Source organism: Micromonospora halotolerans (assembly GCF_032108445.1).
Classification (GTDB): Bacteria; Actinomycetota; Actinomycetes; order Mycobacteriales; family Micromonosporaceae; genus Micromonospora; species Micromonospora halotolerans.
The window spans coordinates 2368818-2390705 of the sequence record NZ_CP134876.1; the positions used below are offsets into that span (position 1 = coordinate 2368818).

Here is a 21888-nt window from a genome sequence, read left to right on the forward strand (position 1 = left end):
CCCCCGGTCCAGGTGGACCGGGGGCCTTCTCGTGGCTCGGGGACGGGTCAGGTGACCCGGACGAAGCCGGCGAGCGGTTGGGTGCTGATGCTCGACACCTGGACCGGCTTGCCGGTCCGTGGCGCGTGCACCATCACCCCGTTGCCGAGGTAGAGCCCGACGTGGTGCAGGTCGCTGCCGAAGAAGACGAGGTCACCCGGTCTGGCCTCGGAGCGGGAGACCTTGCGGCCCTCGTTCCACTGTGCACCGGTGAAGTGGGTGAGCGAGATGCCCGCCGCCTTGTAGGCGTACTGGGTGAGGCCGGAGCAGTCGAACGAGTTCGGGCCGGTGGCGCCCCACACGTACGGGTCGCCGACCTGCGCGCACGCCGTCCTGATCGCGGTGCGCGCGGCGCTGCTGACCACGCCGTCGATCTTCGGGCAGCCGGCCGGCCGGATCGAGGTCACCGGCAGCATGGCCGTGAGCCGCTTGATCTCGGAGTCGATCTGCTTCTTCTTGGTCGCCAGCTCCTTCTCCTGCTTGAGCTCGGTGGCGATCAGCGCGTCCAGCTTCTGCTTCTGCGCGTTGTACTTGTCCCGGACGGCGAGCACGCCGGCGATCTGCTTGCGCTGGTCGTCGGCGAGCCGGTCGAGGATGACCAACTGCTCGGCGAGGGTGCCCGGCCGGGTGCTCACCAGCAGGGCGCCCATCTCCTGGGACGGACCCTGGATGTAGTAGCGGGCGGCGATGTCGCCGACCTTGTTCATGGCGAGCGCCGACTCCAGCTCCAGCGGCACCATCTTCTTCTGCAGGTCCGCGGACTTCTTCTTGTTGACCTTGAGCTGGGAGCGGACCTTGTTGTACTGCTCGATCGTGGGTTCGAGCTTCTCCCACTGCTTGTCGATCTGCGCGTCGATCTCGTCCACGGACGGCGCCGCGTGCGCCGGGGCCGCGAGCATCCCGGCGCCGACCGCGACGGCGGCGACCACGGTGAGGAGACGGCGTACCACCCGGTGGAACCCGGCGGGACGGCCGGGCGACTGGCTCGGGGCGTGACGTTCAGGGGGCATGGTTGCCACCGGCACGGACTCCTTTGCAACCGACCGCCGGGCGCCTCGTGAGAGGGAAGATCGAGGCAGACGACCCGCAGCGGTCGGTGCCCCACATTAGGGAAGGCACGGGGGTGGAATCAAGGCGACGTTCAGTTCAATCACGTCTGCGCAACCGCTTGCACACCAAGGGTATTCGTTCACTTGCCAACGATTGCCGTCAATACGTCGTCGAGTGTCACCACACCGAGGGGTCGACGGCCGTCGCTCACCAGCACCATGTGCCGGCGCTCGCGGCGCATCGAGAGCAACAGGTCGGCCAGCGTACGGTCGGGCGGCACCACGGCCAGCGGCCGGTAGATGTCGGCCGGCACCGGCGCCCGGCGAGTGGCGCCCGAGTAGCCCAGCACGTCCTTCACGTGCACGAATCCGAGCACCCGGCGGGTGGACCGCTGCACCACCGGGAAGCGGGACCGGCCGGTGCGGGTGGCCAGCACCTCCAGCGACGCCGGTGAGACGTCCTCGGCCACCGTGGTCACCGTCGACCAGGGTTGCAGGGCGTCGGCGGCCGTCCGGCTGTGCAGGGCCAGCGCGCCGGTGATCCGGGCGTGCTCCTCGGCGTCCAGCAACCCCTCGGTACGCGCCTGCGAGACCAGCCCGGCCAGTTCCTCCGCGGTGAACACCGTCTTCACGGCGTCGGTCGCCTCCACCCGCCACAGCCGCAGCACCTGCCGGGCCGACCACTTCATGGCCAGCAGCAGCGGCTTGGTGGCCAGGCAGAAGGCGAGCATGGCCGGGCCGAGCCAGAGCGCCGACGGCTCCGGACCGGCCAGGGTGATGTTCTTCGGCACCATCTCGCCGACCACGGTGTGCAGGAAGACCACCACGCCCAGGGCGATCACGAAGGCCACCGGGTGCACCGCCGAGGCGGGCAGGCCGAGCGCCTCGAACGGCGCCTCCAGCAGGTGGGCCAGCGCCGGCTCGGCGATCGCGCCGAGGCCCAGCGAGCAGACCGTGATGCCGAGCTGCGCCCCGGCGATCATCAGCGGGATCTGGTTCATGGCCGAGAGCGCCCACCGCGCCCGCTTCGAGGTCGCCGCCAGCGGTTCGAGCACCGTACGGCGGGAGGCGATCAGGGCGAACTCGCTGCCCACGAAGAAGGCGTTGCCGAGCAGCAGCGCCAGGGCCACCAGCAGCTCACTCACCGTCGTCGGGCTCCTCGGGGCGGACCACCCGGACCTGCTCGATCCGGTGCCGGTCGACCTCCACCACGGTGAACTCGTGCCCGGCCTCCTCGACCGTCTCACCCGGCACCGGGATGTGCCCGAGCCGGGCCATCAGGAAGCCGGCCAGGGTCTCGTACGGCCCTTCGGGCAGCCGGAAACCGGTCTGCTCGATCAACTCGTCGGAGCGCAGCACGCCGTCCACCAGCACGGTGCGCTCGCCACCCGGCACGGTCAGCTCGACCGGCGCGGGATCGTCCACCACGGCCGGGTCGAACTCGTCGGCGATCTCGCCGACCAGCTCCTCGACCAGGTCCTCCACGGTCACCACGCCGTCCGTGCCCCCGTACTCGTCGACCACGATGGCCAGGTCGGCGCCGGCGTCCTTGAGCGCGGCCAGCACCCCGTCGAGGTCGAGGCTCTCCGGGACGTACACCGGTTCGCGGGCGACCGCGGCGACCGTGGTGGCGGCCCGGCTGGCCAGCGGCACGCCGAGCGCGTCCGGCACCCCGGCCACGCCGGTGACCAGGTCCAGCGTCTCCTCGTAGACCGGGAACCGCGTCCGGCCGGTCTGCCGGGACAGGTCGAGCAGCTCGGCGACCGTCGCGGTGGCCCGCAGCGCGATCACGTCGACCCGCGGGGTCATCGCCTCGGCGGCCCGCTTGTCGCCGAACCGGATGGTGCGACGCAGCAGCATGGCGGTGTCCGGCGGCAGCGCACCGGCCCGGGCCGAGATGGCCGCGAGCAGCCCCAGCTCCTCCGGGGAGCGGGCGCTGGCCAGCTCCTCCTGCGGCTCCACACCGAGCCGCCGGACCAGCCGGTTGGCCGAGTCGTTGAGCAGCCGGATCAGCCAGCCGAAGGTGCGGGAGAAGGTCCGCATCGGCCCGGCGGTGCCGAGCGCCGTGGGCATCGGCCGGGCCAGCGCGAGGTTCTTGGGCACCAGCTCGCCGAAGAGCATCGAGATGAGGGTGGCCAGCGCCAGGGCGAGCAGCCCGGTGAACCGTTCCGCCCCGCCGACCGGGCGCAGCAGCGGGGCGAAGAGGCGGGCCAGCGCCGGCTCGGCCAGGTAGCCGGTGAGCAGCGCGGTGATGGTGATGCCGAGCTGGGCGCCGGAGAGCTGGAAGGACAGCTCGCGCAGCGCCCGCCGTACCGTGGTGGCCCGGCCGTCGCCCTCGCCGGCGCGCCGGTCGATCTCCGCCCGGTCGACGGTGACCAGGGCGAACTCGGCCGCGACGAAGAACGCGTTGCCGGCGGTCAGCAGCACGAAGCCGACCAGGGGCAACAGCGTGGTAACCAGCAGGCCGTCGATGAGCGCGATTGTTCCACGGGCCGGCGGTGGGCACGAGCCGGCGGCCGGCCGGCCGGCGGGCTGGTGGATCGGACGTAGCGTGGATCGCATGAACCGCCTGCTGCTCACCGACGAACTGGTTCTGCTCGCCTACGACGACGCCGGCGCCAACCGGCTCGGCCGGCCGCACCTGGACTACGGCCTCGCCGGGGCCGTCCTGCTGGAGCTGGCCCTGGCTGGCCGGGTCGAGGTGACCGGCGGCCGGCTGGCGGTGACCGATCCCCGCCCGACCGGCGTGCCCCTGCTGGACCAGGCGCTCGCCGCCGTCGCCGGGGACCGGCCGCGCAAGCCGAAGGACTGGATCAGCCGGCTGGCCAAGGGCCTGCCGGACCGGGTGCTCGACGGCCTGGTCGCCGCCGGGGCGCTGCGCCGGGAGTCGGACCGGGTGCTGTGGGTGTTCCCGCGTACCCGCTATCCCTCGCCCACCGGCGCGGAGCCGGCGGTGGAGACGGCGGCCCGCGAGCGGATGCGGGCCGCGCTGGCCGCCGACGGTCCGGTGGACGCGCGGACGGCCGCGCTGCTCACCCTGACCCGGGCCGTCGGCCTGGACCGGAAGCTCTTCCACGAGCTGCCGAAGGAGCGGGTCAAGGCCCGCCTGGCCGAGATCGCCGCGGGCGACTGGGCCTCCGCCGCCACCAAGAAGGCGATCGAGGAGACGCAGGCCGCGGTGCTGGTGGCGACCACCGCCGCCGCCACGGCCGCCATCGCGACCACGACCGTCTCCTGACCGACGACGGCGGCGGCACCCGCGTGGGTGCCGCCGCCGTCGTGTTTCGTTCGGCTCGTCCGGGGGTACGCCTCAGCCGGCGACCGTCTCGGTCTCCCTCTCGCCCGCCGGGGCGTCCGGCTTGACCGAGCGGAGCAGCACGCTGGCCACGTCGACGACCTCGACCTGCTCGCCGGCGCCCTTGCCGTTGACACCGTCGTTGAGCATCGTCGAGCAGAACGGGCAGCCGACCGCGATGGTCTTCGCCCCGGTGGACATGGCCTCCTCGACCCGGTCCACGTTGATCCGCTTGCCGATCTTCTCCTCCATCCACATCCGGGCGCCGCCGGCGCCGCAGCAGAAGGAGCGCTCGCTGTTGCGCGGCATCTCGGTCAGCTCGCCCTGGATCGCGTCACCGAGCACCTCGCGCGGGGCGGCGAAGACCCGGTTGTGCCGGCCCAGGTAGCAGGGGTCGTGGTAGGTCACGCCGCCGTCGACCGGCTGCACCGGGGTGAGCTTGCCGGCGGCCACCAGGTGGGCCAGCAGCTGGGTGTGGTGCACCACCTCGAACTCGCCACCGAGCTGGCCGTACTCGTTGCCCAGCGTGTTGAAGCAGTGCGGGCAGGTGGCGACGATCTTCCGCTTGCTCTTCTCCCGGCCCTCGAACGCCTCGTTCAGCGTCTCCACGTTCTGCTGGGCGAGCATCTGGAAGACGAACTCGTTGCCGATCCGTCGCGCCGGGTCGCCGGAGCACGTCTCGCCCTCGCCGAGGATGGCGAAGGAGACGCCGGCCTCGTTGAGCAGGGTGGCCACCGCGCGGGTGGTCTTCTTGGCCCGGTCCTCGAACGCGCCGGCGCAGCCGACCCAGAACAGGTACTCGAAGTCGTCGACCTCGCCGACCCGCGGCACCTCGAAGCCGAGGCCCTTGGTCCAGTCCTCCCGGGTGTTCTGCGGGGCGCCCCACGGGTTGCCCTTGTTCTCCAGGTTGCGGAGCATGACGCCGGCCTCGGACGGGAAGCTCGACTCGATCAGCACCTGGTAGCGGCGCATGTCGACGATGTGGTCGACGTGCTCGATGTCCACCGGGCACTGCTCGACGCAGGCGCCGCAGGTGGTGCAGGACCAGAGCACGTCCGGGTCGATGACCCCGCCCTCCTCGGCGGTGCCGATCAGCGGGCGGTCGGCCTCGGCCAGGGCCAGCACGTCCATGTGGGCAAGCTGCGCGGCAGTGGCCTTCTCCTCGCCGGTCAGGTCCTTGCCGCCGCCGGCCAGCAGATAGGGCGCCTTGGCGTACGCGTGGTCACGGAGGCTCAGCACGAGCAGCTTCGGCGACAGCGGCTTGCCGGTGTTCCAGGCGGGGCACTGCGACTGGCAGCGGCCGCACTCGGTGCAGGTGCTGAAGTCCAGCAGGCCCTTCCAGGTGAACTGCTCGACCTGGGCGACGCCGAACTGGTCCTTCTCCGGGTCGGCCTCCTCGAAGTCGAGCGGCTTCCCGTCGCTCATCATGGGGCGCAGCGCGCCCAGGCCGGAGCCGGCCGCCTTCGCGGGCTCGCGCTTGAAGAAGATGTTGGGGAACGCCAGGAACCGGTGCCAGGCGACGCCCATGGTGACGTTCAGCGAGATCACGATGAGCCAGGTCATCGAGATGGCGATCTTGATGAGGGCGGCGACGCTGACGCCGGCCGTCCAGGCCGGGAGCGCGGCGCCGACCGCGTGGCTCAGCGGGGTGGCCCACACCGGGTACTCGAAGTGGTCGGTGGCGACCTTGAAGCCGCGGATCACGAAGCCGAAGATCAGGACCAGCAGCACGACCCACTCGACGAAGTAGCCCTGCCACATGGTCGAACCGGTGAACCGGGAGCGGCCGCCCGGCCGGGTGGGCCGGTTGCGCAGCCGGATGCCCATCAGCACGAGGATGCCGGCCAGGCCCAGGATCCCGATCCACTCGGTGGCCAGTCCGAAGATCGTCCAGTGCCCGATGATCGGCAGCCCGCCGCCGGGGGTGACCACCTCGAAGTACGCCTCGAGCACCAGCAGCGACAGCACGATGAAGCCGACCATCACGAACCAGTGCGCCGCGCCCACCACGCTCCACTTGAGCATGCGGGTGTGGCCGGCGGTCTCCACCAGCATCTTCTTCGTGCGGGCGCCCTTGTCGGTGAACCGCTCCGGCGCGGGCTGCCCGAGCCGGATGACGGCCGTCATCTTCATGACCGCGCGCACCGCAAGCCACACCGCCACGGCGGTGATGGCGGCCGCGAGGATCGTGGTGACGATCTGGACGCTGCCCATCGAGTTGGCCTCCCGGTCTGCTGCTTGTCAGTGCAGCCTACGCGCAAGGTTACCCAGCAGTAACGTGAGTCATCTCGCACCGGCCACGCCGCCCTGCCGACACCTTAGGGGCAGCGGGCGCCGGGCGCCGGTCAGGGGCGTCCCGGCGTGACGTACGCCCGGTGCGGCAGAGGCGGCAGAACCGGCGGGGTCAGCGCCAGCGGGAGAGCAGGATCAGCGAGGAGACCATCGCGCCGAAGCCCACGGCGAGGTTCCAGTACCCCCACGAGGCGACCGGGTACGCCTGCTCGGAGAGGTAGTAGACGACCAGCCACCCGATGCCCACCACGATCAGCGCGACCGCGGTGATCGGCAGCCAGACCGGGCTAGGCTTGCGCGTCGCCGCCGTCGCCGTCGGACGCACGTCCGTCGGCGGGGTGTACACCTTCTTCTTGCGGACCTGAGACTTGGGCACGACGCTCTCCAGAGGGGGGTACGACCTCGTCCGGCCTGACAACCGGGCGCGGGGGCGACGGTCCATGGCCAATAATGTTCGACAGCTAGCGTAGTCCGGCCGGACCCTCCAGGCCACGAATGGGGTCAGGCCGGTGCACGGAGTGACCGAAAAGAGCGGGACTTTTCGGGTCGAGCAGACCGGTCCGCGCCATCGCGGGCCGGAACGAGACGACGGGAAAGGGAACGCCCGGTGGAGTACACGTCCGGCGCCGCCTCCTGGCAGAAGGTCCTCCGGCGCGCGGTGGTCGGCCTGCTGCCGCGCCGGCCACGCCAGCGCCGCCCGGGCTGGTCGATCGGCGTACCCCTGATCGCCGCCGCGGCCGGCCTCCTCTTCACCACCACCGCGACCACCGCCGGCGGCACCCCGCTGCGGGAGGACCGGCGGCCCCAGCTCACCCAGTTGATCGAGGACCGGCGCGAGCAGGTCGCGGCCAGCGAGGCGAAGGCCGCCCGGCTGCGCGCCGGGGTCGAGGAGCAGACCGGCGCCCTGGCCGGCGCCGACGGCCCGATCAAGGCGCAGCAGGACCGGGCCGCCGCCACCCGCCAGGCCGCCGGTTTCACCGCGCTCACCGGCAACGGCATCACCATCGAACTGAACGACGCGCCCCGACGCGCCGACCAGAGCCTGCCCAAGGGTGCGAGCAACGACGACCTGGTGGTCCACCAGAGCGACGTCCAGGCCGTCGTGAACGCGCTCTGGGCGGGCGGCGCGGAGGCCATGTCAATCATGAATGTCCGCGTGCTCAGCACCAGCGCGGTACGCTGCGTCGGTAACACTCTGCTGCTGCACGGCCGGGTGTACTCCCCTCCTTTCAAGATCGTGGCAATCGGCGACCCTGCCGCCTTCCAGCGGGAACTCGCCGCGTCCAAGGGAGTCCGGTTGTTCAGGGAAGCCGTCGACCACTACCAACTCGGCTACACCGAGACCGTCTCCGCGGTCACCGTGCCGGCGTTCGAGGACTCGACCGCACTGCAGTCGGCCAAGGTGCCGCGGTGACCCGGGACGATCCCCGGGAGCGTGACGGGCGCCATCGCGACCCGAGCGAGGACCCCACCGCCTTCCTCCCGAAGGTCGACCGGCCGGCACCCGCCCCGCCCCGCCCCCCGCTCGACCTGCCCTGGCCGGACCAGGCGGCGCCACCCTCGGCCACCGAGCAGCCGCCGGCGCGACAGCGCCCGCCCGCGGCCCCGCCGCCGGCCTGGCCGGGCGACCGCAACCGCCCGCCCGCCCCCACCACGCCGCCGGTGTCACCGCCACCCACCGCGCCCCAGAACCCCGCCGCCCCCCGCGACCGGCGTCCCCCGGGTGCCGCGCAGGACCAGCACCGGCCGGCCCCCGGGCGCCGACTCGACCCGCCGACCGCCGAGGTACGGCCCTCCAGCCCCGGTGACGCGCCGACCGCGTTCATCCCCCCGCTCGGCGACCGGCGCGATCGCCAGCGGGCCGGGAACCCGGTCGAACCCCGCCGCGCCGAGGGGGCGCGTCCCACGGCGAACGGCCCGGCGGACCCGGGTGCGACCGCGCTGATCCCGGCCGTCAGCCGCCCGCCGGCCCGTCCGGCGGCGCTGGACCACACCGCGCTGATGGGCGCGGTGCCCCCGATCCCGGACACCGGCGACGGCGACCCGGGCGGCACCCCGGCCGAGCCGCCGCAGCCCCGCCGCGGGGAGCGGGTGGTGCAGCTCCGGCCGGAGCAGACCGGCGAGGGATACAAGAGCGTCTACTCCGAGCTGACCCGGCCCACCGTCGGTTCCCGGCTGCGTTCGATCGTGCGCGGCACCGGCGAGGTGCTGATCACCTTCGGCCTGGTGGTGCTGCTCTTCGCCGGCTACGAGATCTGGGGCAAGGCGGTGATCGTCGACGCCCACCAGAACGACCTGAGCAGCCAGCTCGCCCAGGAGTGGGGGGCGGACCCGACGGTCGGGCCGACGACCGGGCCGAGCGCCAAACCGAAGCCGCCCGCCGAGGGCAAGCCGGTCGCCGGGCTCTACCTCCCGAAGTTCGACAAGCACTGGGTGGTGGTCGAGGGGGTCAGCCCGGACGACATCCGGTACGCCCCGGGCCACTACCCGAAGAGCGCCATGCCGGGCCAGGTGGGCAACTTCGCCATCGCCGGGCACCGCATCCGGGCCACCTTCTGGCGCCTCGACGAGTTGCGCCCGGGCGACGCGGTCGTGGTCGAGACGCAGACCGAGTGGTTTATCTACAAGGTCTACCAGCAGCGGATCGTCAAGCCGTACCAGGTCGAGGTCGTCGCGCCGGTGCCGGGCAAGCCGAAAGAGCGGCCGACCGAGAAGCTGCTCACCCTGACGACCTGCAACCCCAAGTTCGACAACTACCAGCGGCTGATCATCCACGCCCGCCTGGACCACGTCCAGACCAAGGCGGCGGGTCGCCCGGCCGAGCTGGAGGGCTGAGCGTGTACGGCTGGATCTGGCGGAAGCTGCCGCTCGGGCTCCCTGGAAAGCTGATCGGCTCGGTGCTGCTGGCCGTCGCGACCGTCGCCCTGCTGTGGTTCGTGGTCTTCCCGTGGGCCGAACCCCTCCTGCCCTTCGACGACGTGCAGGTCACCCAGGACTCCGGCGTGCCGGGGGACGACGGCGGCGGGCTCACCGAGCCGAGCGAGCGGCCGTCCGAGGAGGAGATCCCCTACAGCACCGAGTCGAACAACGCCCCGCCCTCCACCCCGAGCAGGTGACCCGATGCGCGTCCTCGTGATCGACAACTACGACTCGTTCGTCTTCAACCTCGTGCAGTACCTGGGCCAGCTCGGCGTGGAGTGCGAGGTGCGGCGCAACGACGAGATCGACGTCGCCGAGGTGGGCCGGGCGGGCGCGGACGGCGTGCTGCTGTCGCCCGGGCCGGGCAGCCCCGACCGCGCCGGCATCTGCCTCGACGTGATCAAGGAGTACGCCGGCAAGCTCCCCCTGTTCGGGGTCTGCCTCGGCCACCAGGCCATCGGTGAGGCGTTCGGCGCGACCGTGACCCGGGCGCCGGAGCTGCTGCACGGCAAGACCTCGGACGTGCGGCACCACGGGGTGGGTGTGCTCGCCGGCCTGCCCGACCCGTTCACCGCCACCCGCTACCACTCGCTCGCCGTGCTGCCCGAGACGCTGCCCGACGAGCTGGAGGTCACCGGCCGGACCGGCTCCGGCGTGGTCATGGCCATGCGGCACCGCACCCTCCCGATCGAGGGCGTCCAGTTCCACCCCGAGTCGGTGCTGACCGAGGGTGGCCACCTCATGCTGGCCAACTGGCTGGCCGTCTGCGGTTACCCCGAGGCCCTGGAGCGGGCCCCGGAGCTCGCCGCCGAGGTCGACGCCCGCCGCCGGGCCGCGTTCGCCGCAGCCTGACGGCGACGCGTCAGGGTCAGGGTCAGGGCTGGTCGAACCGGCCGGGCGGCGTGGTCGGGAACGGGAAGCCCCCGCCGCCCCCGGTGCCCGGGGTCGTCGGCGTCGTGCCCGGCGACGGGGTGCCCGGGCTGGCGCTGTCGGTCGGCTCCGGCGCGGGGACGTCCACATAGATCGTCACCCGCTCGTTCCGAGCCAGCTTCGTATTGCCCTTGGGAGTCTGTCGGCTGACCTTGCCGGCCTTGTCCGGCGTGACCTCCTCGCCTTCCAGCGTCCGCACCTTGTAGCCGGCGTTCTCCAGCAGCCGGACCGCCTGGTCCTCGGGGAAGCCGACAACGTCGGGCACCTCGTTGACGTTGCCCCGAGAAACCTTGACCTTCACCTCGGTCCCCGCGGAGACCGTGCTGCCCTCATTGGGATCGACGTCGACAACGGTCCCCATGGGCAGGCTGCTGTCGACGTCGTCGGAATCGACCCTGAGGTCCAGCTTCTCCAGCTGCTGCTTCACGTTCTTGAACTGCGAGTTCACCAGCCCGTCCGGGATGGTGACCTGCTTCGGGCCGCCGCAGATCTGGACCGTGACCGCGGTGTTCTTCTCCACCCGCTGGTTGAAGGCCGGATCCTGACCGACCACGGTGCCCCTCTGGCAGGTGGCATTCTGCACCGGGTCGCCGGCCGTGAACCGCAGCCCGGCCTGGGTGAGCGCGGCCTGCGCCTCCGCCTGGGTCCGGCCCTGCAGCTGCGGCACGTTCACCTTCTCGGCGCCGGTCTGGTTGAGCCAGAGGGCGGTGGCCAGGGCGATCACCGCGAGCACGCCGAGCGCGGCGAAGGTCGCGATCACCCAGGCCGAGCTCTTCCGCTTGCGCGCGTCACCGACCCGGGCCGGCGGCTGCTGGCGGGTCTGCGGGCCCATCACCTGGGTCTGCTGGTAGCCGCCGGCACCGGCCGGCGCCATCGGCATGGTCTCCTCGACGGGCATGACCGGGGTGGCCAGCACCGGCCGGCCGGCGGCGGCGCGGAGCAGGTCCGCCCGCATCTCGCCGGCGCTCTGGTAGCGGTTCAGCGGGTTCTTGGAGAGCGCCTTGAGGACGATGGCGTCCACGGCGGGGTTGACGTCCGGGTTGATGGTGCTCGGCGTGGGCGGCTGCTCCCGTACGTGCTGGTAGGCGACGCTGACCGGGCTGTCACCGACGAACGGCGGGTGCCCGCAGAGCAGCTCGAAGAGCACGCAGCCGGCCGCGTAGACGTCGGAGCGGGCGTCGACCGCCTCGCCGCGCGCCTGCTCGGGAGAGAGGTACTGTGCCGTGCCGATGACCGCGCTGGTCTGCGTCATCGTGGTGGCGCCGCTGGCCAGCGCCCGGGCGATGCCGAAGTCCATCACCTTGACCTGGCCGGTCTGGGTGAGCATGACGTTGCCGGGTTTGATGTCCCGGTGGATGATCCCGTGCCGGTGGCTGAACTCCAGCGCCGCGCACATGTCGGCGCAGATCTCCAGCGCCCGGCGCGGCTGGAGCCGGCCCTCGGCGCCGAGCACCTCCTTGAGGGTCCGCCCGTTGACGAACTCCATGACGATGAACGGCAGCGTCTCGCCGGTCGGGGCGGTCTCCTCGCCGGTGTCGTACACGGCGACGATGGCCGGGTGGTTCAGCGAGGCGGCGTTCTGCGCCTCCCGGCGGAACCGCATCTGGAAGGTCGCGTCCCGGGCCAGGTCGGCCCGGAGCATCTTGATCGCGACATCCCGACCGAGCCGGAGATCGCGACCGCGGTGCACCTCCGCCATGCCGCCGTAGCCGAGCAGCTCGCCGACCTGGTACCTGCCACCGAGCAGGCGGGCCTGCGCTGTCATCGCGTCTCTCGTCCTTCGCTCGTCGTCGTCTCGCCGCCAGCCGGCCGGAGCCGTACCTCACGACGGTACGACGTGGGAACCGGATAGTCGCCCCCGTGGGCCCGCACCGCGCCGGAGGTCACGCTCACCGGAGCAAGCGCGCCGGGGTCACCGGCCGCTGCGTTGTCCCGGATTTGGTAGGAAATGACCCCGGAACAGACAAGGATCAGCACGGCCAGCACGATGGCCAGCACCCAGCGTCCGGCGTGGGACCGGCGCGGGGCGGGCGCGACCGGCGGTCGGGCGTACCCGAGGGGGTTGGGCTGCCGGGGCGGCGGGACGGCCGCCGCACCGCGCGGCGCCACCGGCGGGCGGGGCTGCGGGAGAGGCGCCACCGCGGTCGGGCGCGGCGCCACCGGCGGTCGGGCGGCCACCGCGGGCGGGCGGGGCTGCGGTCGCGTGGCCGTCGGGACCTGCGCCCGCGCGGCCGGCGCGGCCGGGGAGGCGGGTACGCCGGAGATCGGGTGACCGCCCCGCGCCTGCTGCGACAGGGCGAGCTTGGCCTGCCGGGCGACGCTCGCCAGCGCGGCGGCGCTGGGCCAGCGGGCCGCCGGGTCCTTCGTGAGGGCCCGCTCGACGATGGCCCGCACCTGCGGCGGGATGTCGGCGGGCAGCGGCCGGGGCGTCTCGCGCACGTGCTTCATGGCGATCTCGAGCGGGTTGTCCCCCTCGAACGGCCGCCGGCCGGCCAGGCACTGGTACGCGACCACCCCGAGCGCGTACACGTCGGAGGCGGGGGTGGCGACGGCGCCGGTGGCCTGCTCGGGCGAGATGTAGGAGGCGGTGCCGAGCACCGAGCCGGCGGCGGTGAGCTGGCCGACCAGGTCGGAACGGGCGATGCCGAAGTCGGTGAGCACCAGCGTGCCGTTGGGTCGGACCAGCAGATTGCCGGGCTTCACGTCCCGGTGCACGATGCCCTTCTCGTGGGCGGCGTGCAGCGCGTCGGCGGCCTGGGCGAGCAGGGCCATGGTCCGGGCCGGGGTGAGCCGGCCGACCCGGCTGAGCGTCGACGAGAGCGCGTCGCCCTCCACGTACTCCATGACGAGGAAGGCGATCTGCTGGTCGCTGCCGAAGTCGTAGACGTCGACCACGCCGGGGTGGTTGATGGTGGCCATGGTGCGCGCCTCGCCGCGGAAGCGCTCGGCGAAACCCGGCTCGTCGAGCAGGGCGGGGAGCAGGCTCTTGACGGCGACCGTACGGCCCAGCACCTGGTCGGTGCCGCGCCAGACGTCGCCCATGCCACCGCTGGCGATCCGCTCGTCGAGGCGGTAGCGGTTGCCGAGCTGCACACCCGGGCTGAGCATGTCAGCGGCCTTCCGCGATGGCCGCCGCCATGATCCGGCCGCCGATCCGGGCCGCCTCGGCACTGCCGCCGCTGCCCGCCTGCTCCAGCTCGACACACACCGCCGAGACCGGGGTGCCGTTCTTGTCCAGCGCGAAGCCGATGAACCAGCCGTGGTCGGGGGTGTTCGGGCCGGACTGGGCGGTGCCGGTCTTGCCGCCGACGGTGTAGCCCTCGATGGCGGCCTTCCGGCCGGTGCCCTCCTTCACCACGTTGAGCATCATGTCCTGCAGGTCGGCCGCGACCGGGCCGCTGACGGGCCGGCGCAGCTCGCGCGGCTTGGCGGCGTCGTAGACGGTGGTGCGGTCCGGTCCGAGCAACTGCTTGACCAGGTACGGCCGCATCTGGCTGCCGCCGTTGGCGACCGTGGCGGCGATCAGCGCGCCCTGCAGCGGGGTCATCCGGACGTTGTTCTGGCCGATCGAGGACTGGGCCAGCGCGGCCGGGTCGGTGCTGCCGTCCGGGTTCTGCATGTCGCCGGTGCGGCTGGCCGCCACGGGCAGGCCGCCCTTCTCACCGGCTTCGCCGACCGTGAGGTCGTCCTCCTCGAAGCCGAACGCGCGAGCCTTCTCCTTGATCTTGTCGGCGCCGAGCCGGCCGCCGAGCCGGGCGAAACCGGTGTTGCAGGACTCGGTCACCGCTTCACGCAGGGTGACCTGCGACTCCGGGCAGATCGTCGGGGCGGCGTTGCGGATCGGCGTGCCCGAGGTCGGCGGCGTGTAGGTCGACCCGGCCGGAATCTCGGTCTGCTGGGTGACGCCGTTCTCCAGCGCCGCCGCGGCCACCACGATCTTGAAGGTGGAGCCGGGCGGCAGGGTCTCGGCGAGCGCGCGGTTCGCCAGCGGCCGGTCCTTGTCCTTGTCGAGCTTGTTGTATTCCGCCGTGGCCTTGCTGGTGTCGTGGCTGGCCAGCGGGTTCGGGTCGAAGCTCGGCATGGAGACCAGGGCCTGCACCGCCCCGGTCCGCGGGTCGATCGCGATGGCCGCGCCGCGCTTGGCACCGACCTGGTTGTCGTTGAGCTGCTTGTACGCCGTCTCCTGGGCCCGCTTCGAGAGGGTCAGCAGCACGTTGCCGCCACCGGTCTGGTCACCGGTGAACATGTCCTTGATGCGGTTGGCGATGAGCTGGTCGCTGGTGCCGGCGAGGAAGTCGTTCTCCAGCCGCTCGATGCCGGTGTCGCCCAGGTTGACCGGCTTGTAGCCGAGCACGTGCGCGTACATCGCGCCACCGGGGTAGGTGCGCTGGAACTTCAGCTTGCCGTCGGTCTCCTTGCTGAGCGCGACCGCGGTGCCGCCGACCTCGATGTTGCCGCGCTTGCGGTCGTACTCGGCGACCTGGACGCGGCCGTTGTAGTCGCTGTTGCGGTATTCGTCGGCCTTGTAGCCCTGGATCCAGTTCAGGTTGGCGAAGAGCAACCCGAACAGGATCATGACGACCACGCCGACGCGGCGCAGGGGTGCGTTCACGGCCGGATCACCTCCGTGGGGGCACCGTGCAGCTGCTCCGGCGGGCCGCCCGAGGGCCGAGCCGCCGGGCCACCGCCTCCGGTCACCGGCCGGCGAGCGCCGTCGGAGACCCGGAGCAGCACCGCGATCAGCAGCCAGTTCGCCATCAGCGACGAGCCGCCGGCGGAGAGGAACGGGGTGGTCTGGCCGGTCAGCGGGATGAGCTTGCTGATCCCGCCGACGATGACGAAGACCTGCAGGCCCAGGGTGAAGGCCAGGCCGCCGGCGAGCAGCTTGCCGAACGAGTCCCGGACCGCCAGCGCGGCGCGCAGCCCCCGCTCGACGATCAGCAGGTAGACCACCAGCAGCGCCGAGAGGCCGAACAGGCCGATCTCCTCACCGATGCCGGCGAAGATGAAGTCGGTCTGCACCTCGGGCAGCAGGGTGGGCTGGCCGCCACCCGGGCCGGCCCCGAACAGGCCGCCGGTGCCGAGCGTGAGCAGGCCCTGGACCAGCTGGTAGCCCCGGTCGTACGGCTCGGCGAAGGGATCCAGCCAGATCTGGGCCCGGTCGTAGAAGTTGGCGAACGGGCCCCCCACCGTGTCGCCCAGCACGTACGCCAGGTAGGCGCCGCCGAAGAACAGGATGAGGCCGATGAGCAGCCAGCTCACCCGTTCGGTGGCGATGTAGAGCGTCACCACGAACATGCCGAAGTAGAGCAGCGACGTGCCCAGGTCCTTCTCGAAGACCAGCACGAGGAGGCTGATCAACCAGACCACGAGGACCGGACCGAGGTCCCGGCCGCGCGGGAAGTCGACGCCGAGCACCCGGCGGCTGGCCAGCGAGAGCACCTCGCGCTTGCGGACCAGGTAGTAGGCGAAGAAGGCGAGCAGGGCGAGCTTGGCGAACTCACCCGGCTGGATCTGCCCCAGCCCGGGCACGATGATCCAGAGCTTCGCCCCGTTCCGCTCGGAGAACCGCGCCGGCAGCACCGCCGGGATCATCACCAGCACGATGCCGGCCAGCCCCAGGGTGTACGCGTAGCGCGACAGCGAGCGGTGGTCACGCATGACCGCCAGCAGCCCGGCGGCGAGCACCACCGCGCCGAGCGTCCAGGCGAGCTGCTGCCCGCCGAAGCCGGCGAAGATGCCCAGGGTCTCCCGCTGCTCTGGGGCGGCCTCGGCCAGGTCGTAGCGGCGCAGGAAGCCCACGCCGATGCCGTTGAGCAGGGCCACCGCGGGCAGCAGCGCCGGGTCCGCGAACGGCGCCAGCCACCGGATCACCAGGTGCAGGCCCAGGAAGACCAGCCCCAGCGCGGCGGCCGGGATCCAGAAGTCCGGGGTGACCGTGTCGAGCACGTTCGCCTCGACCGTCGCCGCGTACGCCGCCACCAGGACCATGGCGAGCAGGAGCAGGGACAGCTCGGCGTTGCGCCGGGACCGGGCCAGGCGCACGCCGGGCTGCTCGCCCGTCGAAGCGGGCGAGGCGGCCGGTGCGGCGGCTGCGGTCACGGATGTGTCCTCGGGGTCGAGCCGGCGCTCACTCGGGCGACCGGCAGCCGGCCGGGTCGACCGGCGGAACCGTGTCGGAGGGGCCGGCGTCGGGCGTGGTGGTCGGCGTCGGCGTCGGAGTCACGGCGACCGTGGCCGTGGCCGTGGCCGTGGCCGTGGGGACGGCGCTGCCGTTGACCGCCGGCGCCGACGGGCTGCCGGCCACGGACGGGGTCGGGCTGACGGGTCCGGCCGTCGGGCTGGGCGGGCAGAGCGGCTTCAGGTTCGGGTTGGCCGGGTCGTCGCTGGTCAGCTCGGCCAGCCGGCGCTCGGCGTCCGGCTCGCTCCTGGCCTGGATGCCCTGCTTGACCTGCTCCTGGGCGGCCAGGGTGAGGTCGTCGAGCTTGGCCTCGCTGGTGGCGTGCACGTTGGAGAGGTCGAGCCCGGCGACCTGGCCCGGGACGCCGCGGAACACGGCGAGCTGCCCGTCGTCGGTGGCACCGACGTAGTACTGCCGCTGGGTGTAGCTCCACCCGCCGAAGAGGCCGCCCCCGACGATGACCAGCAACGCCAGCAGCATGGCCGCGGTGCGCAGCGGGTGCCCGCGACGCCGCTCGGGCTCGTCGTCGCGGTTGTCCGCCGGTTCCTCGGGCGCGGGCGCACGGGGAGCCGACAGCGCCGAGGCGCGGGCCGCCGGGGTGGAGACGTCGGCCGAGGTGGCCATGCCGCGGTCCCGGGCGGCGGCGCCGCCGACGATCGGGGACGCCTCGACGATGTCCTGGTCGGTGGCGTCCGCGATGATCACGGTGATGTTGTCCGGGCCGCCGCCGCGCAGGGCGAGCTGCACGAGGCGCTCCACGCACTGCTGCGGGTCGGTGTACTCGCGCATCGTGTCGGCGATGGTGTCCGCGCTGACCACACCGGACAGGCCGTCCGAGCAGATCAGGTAGCGGTCGCCGGGGAGCACCTGCCGGACGCTGTATTCCGGGTCGATGTCCCGGCCGTCCAGCGCCCGGGTGAGCAGCGAGCGCTGGGGGTGGCTGCTCGCCTCCTCCGCGCTGATCCGGCCCTCGTCGACGAGCATCTGGACGTACGTGTCGTCCTTGGTGATCTGGGCGAACTCACCGTTGCGCAGGAGATAGGCCCGCGAGTCACCGATGTGGACCATGCCGAGCTTGCTGCCCGAGAAGAGGGTCGCGGTGAGCGTGGTGCCCATGCCCTCCAGCTGCGGGTTGGCGTCCACGGTGTCGCGGAGCTGTTGGTTGGCGGTGCCGACGGCGGAACGCAGCGCGTCGACGAGGGCGTCCCCGGGGACGTCCTCGTCCAGGGGCGCCATGGCACCGATGACGATGTTGCTGGCGACGTCACCGGCGGCCATGCCGCCCATGCCGTCGGCAACGGCGAGTAGCCGCGGCCCGGCGTAGACGGAATCTTGATTACCGTCTCGGATCAGACCGCGGTCGCTGTGGGCCGCGTAGCGCAGGGTCAGAGTCATGGCCGTAATTCGAGGGAAGTGCGGCCGATCCGGATCGGCACGCCGAGGGGGACGGGGGTTGGTCCGGTGACCTTAGCGCGGTCCAGGTAGGTGCCGTTAGTCGATCCGAGGTCCTCGACGAACCACTGCCCGTCGCGCGGCACGAGCCGGGCGTGCCGCGCCGAAGCGTAGTCGTCCGTGATCACCAGAGTCGAGTCCTCGGCCCGGCCGATGGTGATCTGGGCTTCGCCGAGGGTGATCCGGGTGCCCGCCAGCTGACCGGCGGTGACCACCAGCTGGTGCGCAGCCCTGCCCCGCTTCACCTTCGCCGGTTTCGCCGCCTGCCCGGTCGACGCCCCGACCGCGCGTGGCGCGGCCACCAGGCGACCCGACCGGGCCCCCGCGAAGAGGTCCCGGCGGATCACCCCGACCACCGTGAACACGAAGATCCACAACAGGATGAGGAACCCGAACCGGGCGACGGTGATGACGAGTTCCGGCAACGCGGGTCAGCCGTCCACGCGGAAGGTCAGGGTCGTCGTGCCGAGCTGGATCATGTCGCCCGGGTTGAGGGCGACCGCGGAGACACGCTGGCCGTTGACCATCGTGCCGTTGGTGGAGCCCAGGTCGGTCAGCACGACCTGGCCGCCGTCGAAGTCCAGCCGGGCGTGGCGCCGGGAGATGCCGACGTCGGGCAGGCGCAGGTTGGCCTGGTCGCCGCGGCCGATCACCGTCGAGCCCATCTGGAGCGGGTAGGTGCGGCCGTCGCCGGACACGAGCCGGACGTTGCGGCCACCGCCGTGCCCCGGCGGCGGGCCGTAGCCGCCGCCCTGGTCGTAGGCGGGGTAGGCCGGACCGGCGTCGTAGCCACCGGGCGCGGAGACCGGGGCGACGTCGCCGCCGGTGTAGACCTCCGCGGTGACCCGGAACATTCCGGTGTCCAGCCCCTCACCACGCTCGACCTCGACGATCACGTCGCCGTAGACCGTCCACGCCTGCTCGCCGATGAACTCCGCCTGCGACTGGGCCAGTTCCTGGGCCAGCGCGGCGGCGTACGGCGCCAGCCGACTGTGGTCGTACGGCGAGAGATCGATCACGTAGCGGTTGGGCACCAACGTGCGCCCACCGGCCAGGATCGCCTTGTGCGCCTCGGCCTCCCGCTGCATGGCGTTGAGGATCTCCACGGGGTGGACCACCCCTTTGAAGACCTTGGCGAAGGCCCCCTCGACCAGGCCTTCCAGACGCTTCTCGAAGCGTTGCAGCACGCTCACCGGCTCCTCCTCGGGTCCCGAGGCAATGATGGTATCCGGACACCGCCTCCGCAGCTCACACGCCGCTCGGCCGGCTGCCGGCGGCCCGTTCGTGACCAGCCCCGCGATCGTGCTAAAGTTTCGTCCGCCACGAACGGTGATCGCTCGTGGCGATGACCGGGAACAGCGTAATATGTCCGGGCACCCGCCGCAGACGGTGGGAGCGGGATGAGATACGGTGTTGCAGGTCAAGCCACGGGGAAGTGGCGGAATGGCAGACGCGCACGGTTCAGGTCCGTGTGCCCGAAAGGGCGTGGGGGTTCAACTCCCCCCTTCCCCACCATCACGAGGGCTCCGCACTCAGCGGGGCCCTCGCGCCGTATCGGGGCGTGCCGGACGTCACGCTATGCTCCGATGGTTTCCCTGCCCCCGATGGACCAGGAGTGGCGTGTGAGTGTCGCGTTGGTGACCGGTTCGGGCGGTCTGATCGGCTCCGAGGCGGCCCGGCACTTCGCCGGGCTCGGTCTCGACGTGGTCGGCATCGACAACGACATGCGGCGCTACTTCTTCGGCGAGGACGGCTCGACCGCCTGGAGCCTCGACCGGCTCGCCGGCGAGCTGGGCCGTGCCTACACCCACCACGCCGTGGACATCCGGGACCGGGACGGCCTGGAGCAGGTCTTCAAGAAGTACGGCTCGGACATCGCCGTGGTGATCCACAGCGCCGCCCAGCCGAGCCACGACTGGGCCGCCAAGGAGCCGTACACCGACTTCGACGTCAACGCCGGCGGCACGCTCAACGTGCTGGAGAACACCCGGCGGCACGCCATCGACGCGGCGTTCATCCACTGTTCCACCAACAAGGTCTACGGCGACCGCCCGAACACGCTGCCGCTCATCGAGCTGGAGACGCGCTACGAGCTGCCCGAGGACCACCACTGGTACGACGGCATCACCGAGGACATGTCGATCGACGAGTCGCTGCACTCGATCTTCGGCGCCTCGAAGGTCGCCTCGGACGTGATGGTCCAGGAGTACGGCCGGTACTTCGACATGAAGACCGCCTGCTTCCGGGGCGGCACGCTGACCGGCCCGGCGCACTCCGCCGCCGAGCTGCACGGCTTCCTGGCCTACCTGATGCGCTGCGTCATGGAAGGCCGGACGTACAACCTCTTCGGCTACAAGGGGAAGATGGTCCGGGACGCCATCCACTCGCGGGACGTGCTCACCGCGTTCGAGGCGTTCTTCCGCGAGCCGCGCTCGGCGCAGGTCTACAACCTCGGCGGCGGCCGGCACTCGAACACCTCGCACATCGAGGCGTTCCGGATCGCCGAGGAGATCACCGGCCGGGTAGCGAAGATCAACTACGTCGAGCAGGCCCGCACCGGCGACCACCAGTGGTACGTGAGCAGCATGGCCCGGTTCGAGGAGCACTACCCGAACTGGAAGATCACCTACGACGTGCCGATGATCCTGCGCGAGATCTACGAGGCGAACGTCGACAAGTGGGTGCCGAAGGCATGACCACCGGCACCAAGCGGAACGTGCTCGGCGTACTCGTCGACGCGACCGACTACGCCCGGGCGACCGAGGCCGTGGTGGCGGCCGCGCACGACCGCCGCCCGCTGGCCCTCACCGCGCTGGCCGTGCACGGCGTGATGACCGGGGTGCTCGACCGGGCGCACAACGCCCGGCTCAACTCCTTCGACGTGGTCACCCCCGACGGGCAGCCGGTGCGCTGGGCGCTCAACCTGCTGCACGGCGCCGGCCTCACCGACCGGGTCTACGGGCCGGAGCTCACCCTGCGGGTGCTCGCCCGCTTCGCCGCCGAGGGGCTGCCGGTCTACCTCTACGGCTCCACCGAGGCGACCCTGTCCCGCCTGGTCCCGGCCCTGGAGCACAAGTTCCCGGCGCTGAAGATCGCCGGCGTCGAGCCGTCCAAGTTCCGGTCGCTCCAGCCGGGCGAGGACGCCGAGATCGCCGACCGGATCAAGGCCAGCGGCGCCCGGCTCGTGCTGGTCGGGCTGGGCTGCCCCCGGCAGGAGGTCTTCACCTACGCCATGCGGCCGCTGCTGGACATGCCGCTGATGGCCGTCGGCGCGGCGTTCGACTACCACGCGGGGCTGCTGCGCAACCCGCCGCCGTGGATGCAGCGGGCCGGGCTGGAGTGGTTCTGGCGGCTCGGCCTGGAGCCGAAGCGGCTCTGGCGCCGCTACGTCATCCTCAACCCGGCCTACCTGGCCCGGTTGGCCGCGCAGAAGACCGGCGTGTGGAAGGCCACCCCGCCGCCCCCGGCCACGGAACGCCCGGCCACCTTCGACGTCTGAGCCCGCAACGACGTCCGGCGGTCGCCCCGAGGGGGACCGCCGGACGCCGGTGGGAGAGGTTGGCTCAGGGGACGTTCACCGCCGTGTCGTCGACGACGCTCGGCGTCTGCAGCGGGCCGATCGACGCTGACCGGTCGTTAAGAGGCTAGGTCAGCGGTGCGGACGCTGTGAACATGCCGGATCCGCCATAACGCCGACGGGATGACCCCTACGGGAGGCGTACGGGAGGAAC

The 21888-nt window shown here is 72.0% G+C and carries 19 protein-coding genes and 1 tRNA gene; 8 read left to right on the forward strand and 12 right to left on the reverse strand.

Features of this window, described 5'->3' with window-relative positions; translation table 11 throughout:
- Positions 1-47 precede the first annotated feature (47 nt).
- From RMN56_RS11200 to RMN56_RS11210, 3 genes are all read right to left on the reverse strand, one after another.
- Positions 48-1058, reverse strand: coding sequence for a C40 family peptidase (locus RMN56_RS11200; protein WP_376787291.1), 1011 nt, complete (start codon positions 1056-1058; stop codon positions 48-50).
- 170 nt (positions 1059-1228) lie between these two features.
- Positions 1229-2233 carry a hemolysin family protein gene (locus tag RMN56_RS11205; RefSeq protein ID WP_313723748.1) on the reverse strand — a complete coding sequence of 335 codons (1005 nt, stop codon included), beginning with the start codon at positions 2231-2233 and terminating at the stop codon, positions 1229-1231.
- Complete coding sequence (locus tag RMN56_RS11210; RefSeq protein ID WP_313724712.1) at positions 2226-3533, reverse strand: hemolysin family protein; 1308 nt, start codon at positions 3531-3533, stop codon at positions 2226-2228. The genes RMN56_RS11205 and RMN56_RS11210 overlap by 8 nt, the downstream gene beginning before the upstream one ends.
- Positions 3534-3648: 115 nt before the next feature.
- Here RMN56_RS11210 and RMN56_RS11215 point away from each other — a divergent pair, with 115 nt between their 5' ends.
- Positions 3649-4326, forward strand: coding sequence for a GOLPH3/VPS74 family protein (locus tag RMN56_RS11215; RefSeq protein WP_313723749.1), 678 nt, complete (start codon positions 3649-3651; stop codon positions 4324-4326).
- Positions 4327-4398: 72 nt separating this feature from the next.
- Here the strand turns inward: RMN56_RS11215 and RMN56_RS11220 are convergent, their stop codons facing one another.
- Positions 4399-6597: a (Fe-S)-binding protein gene (locus RMN56_RS11220; protein ID WP_313723750.1), complete on the reverse strand. Its 2199-nt coding sequence runs from the start codon at positions 6595-6597 to the stop codon at positions 4399-4401.
- A 190-nt stretch (positions 6598-6787) separates the two neighbouring features.
- Positions 6788-7051 (reverse strand): cell division protein CrgA, encoded by a 264-nt coding sequence (locus RMN56_RS11225; RefSeq protein ID WP_091316105.1) that lies wholly within the window; start codon positions 7049-7051, stop codon positions 6788-6790.
- A gap of 231 nt (positions 7052-7282) precedes the next feature.
- Here RMN56_RS11225 and RMN56_RS11230 point away from each other — a divergent pair, with 231 nt between their 5' ends.
- Genes RMN56_RS11230 through RMN56_RS11245 form a run of 4 tightly spaced genes read left to right on the forward strand, consistent with a single transcriptional unit; the run spans position 7283 to position 10446 of the window.
- Positions 7283-8089 (forward strand): DUF881 domain-containing protein, encoded by an 807-nt coding sequence (locus RMN56_RS11230; protein WP_313723751.1) that lies wholly within the window; start codon positions 7283-7285, stop codon positions 8087-8089.
- Positions 8086-9510, forward strand: coding sequence for a class E sortase (locus RMN56_RS11235; RefSeq protein ID WP_313723752.1), 1425 nt, complete (start codon positions 8086-8088; stop codon positions 9508-9510). The genes RMN56_RS11230 and RMN56_RS11235 overlap by 4 nt, the downstream gene beginning before the upstream one ends.
- Before the next feature lie 2 nt (positions 9511-9512).
- The gene (locus RMN56_RS11240; RefSeq protein WP_313723753.1) at positions 9513-9791 is read left to right on the forward strand and encodes a hypothetical protein; all 279 of its coding nucleotides are present in this window, start codon (positions 9513-9515) and stop codon (positions 9789-9791) included.
- Between the two features lie 4 nt (positions 9792-9795).
- Entirely contained in the window at positions 9796-10446 is a 651-nt protein-coding gene (locus RMN56_RS11245) for an aminodeoxychorismate/anthranilate synthase component II (RefSeq protein ID WP_313723754.1), read from the forward strand.
- Positions 10447-10468: 22 nt separating this feature from the next.
- Here RMN56_RS11245 and pknB read toward each other — a convergent pair whose 3' ends face one another.
- The 7 genes from pknB to RMN56_RS11280 form a co-directional block, all read right to left on the reverse strand.
- Entirely contained in the window at positions 10469-12289 is a 1821-nt protein-coding gene (pknB, locus tag RMN56_RS11250) for a Stk1 family PASTA domain-containing Ser/Thr kinase (protein ID WP_313723755.1), read from the reverse strand.
- Positions 12286-13632 carry a serine/threonine-protein kinase gene (locus RMN56_RS11255; protein WP_313723756.1) on the reverse strand — a complete coding sequence of 449 codons (1347 nt, stop codon included), beginning with the start codon at positions 13630-13632 and terminating at the stop codon, positions 12286-12288. Before RMN56_RS11255 ends, pknB begins: the two co-directional genes overlap by 4 nt.
- Before the next feature lies 1 nt (position 13633).
- Complete coding sequence (locus tag RMN56_RS11260; protein WP_313723757.1) at positions 13634-15136, reverse strand: peptidoglycan D,D-transpeptidase FtsI family protein; 1503 nt, start codon at positions 15134-15136, stop codon at positions 13634-13636.
- Positions 15133-16569, reverse strand: coding sequence for an FtsW/RodA/SpoVE family cell cycle protein (locus tag RMN56_RS11265; RefSeq protein WP_376787318.1), 1437 nt, complete (start codon positions 16567-16569; stop codon positions 15133-15135). The genes RMN56_RS11260 and RMN56_RS11265 overlap by 4 nt, the downstream gene beginning before the upstream one ends.
- A gap of 85 nt (positions 16570-16654) precedes the next feature.
- On the reverse strand, positions 16655-18100 hold the full coding sequence (locus RMN56_RS11270; RefSeq protein ID WP_313723758.1) for a PP2C family protein-serine/threonine phosphatase: 1446 nt from the start codon (positions 18098-18100) through the stop codon (positions 16655-16657).
- Positions 18097-18582 carry an FHA domain-containing protein FhaB/FipA gene (locus tag RMN56_RS11275; RefSeq protein ID WP_074315675.1) on the reverse strand — a complete coding sequence of 162 codons (486 nt, stop codon included), beginning with the start codon at positions 18580-18582 and terminating at the stop codon, positions 18097-18099. Before RMN56_RS11275 ends, RMN56_RS11270 begins: the two co-directional genes overlap by 4 nt.
- Positions 18583-18588: 6 nt before the next feature.
- On the reverse strand, positions 18589-19377 hold the full coding sequence (locus RMN56_RS11280; RefSeq protein WP_026267912.1) for an FHA domain-containing protein: 789 nt from the start codon (positions 19375-19377) through the stop codon (positions 18589-18591).
- Between the two features lie 209 nt (positions 19378-19586).
- Between RMN56_RS11280 and RMN56_RS11285 the strand changes: the two genes are divergently transcribed.
- The 3 genes from RMN56_RS11285 (at position 19587) to RMN56_RS11295 (ending at position 21656) form a co-directional block, all read left to right on the forward strand.
- Positions 19587-19672 (forward strand) — tRNA-Leu (locus RMN56_RS11285).
- A gap of 71 nt (positions 19673-19743) precedes the next feature.
- Positions 19744-20853 carry an NAD-dependent epimerase/dehydratase family protein gene (locus tag RMN56_RS11290; RefSeq protein WP_313723759.1) on the forward strand — a complete coding sequence of 370 codons (1110 nt, stop codon included), beginning with the start codon at positions 19744-19746 and terminating at the stop codon, positions 20851-20853.
- On the forward strand, positions 20850-21656 hold the full coding sequence (locus RMN56_RS11295; protein WP_313723760.1) for a WecB/TagA/CpsF family glycosyltransferase: 807 nt from the start codon (positions 20850-20852) through the stop codon (positions 21654-21656). The genes RMN56_RS11290 and RMN56_RS11295 overlap by 4 nt, the downstream gene beginning before the upstream one ends.
- The last annotated feature ends 232 nt before the right edge of the window (positions 21657-21888 follow it).

Excerpts from the sequence above, each read along its gene's own strand:
- RMN56_RS11270 (WP_313723758.1), bottom strand. The coding sequence starts at position 18,100 with ATGACTCTGACCCTGCGCTACGCGGCCCACAGCGACCGCGGTCTGATC.
- pknB (WP_313723755.1), bottom strand. The coding sequence starts at position 12,289 with ATGACAGCGCAGGCCCGCCTGCTCGGTGGCAGGTACCAGGTCGGCGAG.
- RMN56_RS11255 (WP_313723756.1), bottom strand. The coding sequence starts at position 13,632 with ATGCTCAGCCCGGGTGTGCAGCTCGGCAACCGCTACCGCCTCGACGAG.
- RMN56_RS11215 (WP_313723749.1), top strand. The coding sequence starts at position 3,649 with ATGAACCGCCTGCTGCTCACCGACGAACTGGTTCTGCTCGCCTACGAC.
- RMN56_RS11245 (WP_313723754.1), top strand. The coding sequence starts at position 9,796 with ATGCGCGTCCTCGTGATCGACAACTACGACTCGTTCGTCTTCAACCTC.
- RMN56_RS11220 (WP_313723750.1), bottom strand. The coding sequence starts at position 6,597 with ATGGGCAGCGTCCAGATCGTCACCACGATCCTCGCGGCCGCCATCACC.
- RMN56_RS11290 (WP_313723759.1), top strand. The coding sequence starts at position 19,744 with ATGGTTTCCCTGCCCCCGATGGACCAGGAGTGGCGTGTGAGTGTCGCG.
- RMN56_RS11295 (WP_313723760.1), top strand. The coding sequence starts at position 20,850 with ATGACCACCGGCACCAAGCGGAACGTGCTCGGCGTACTCGTCGACGCG.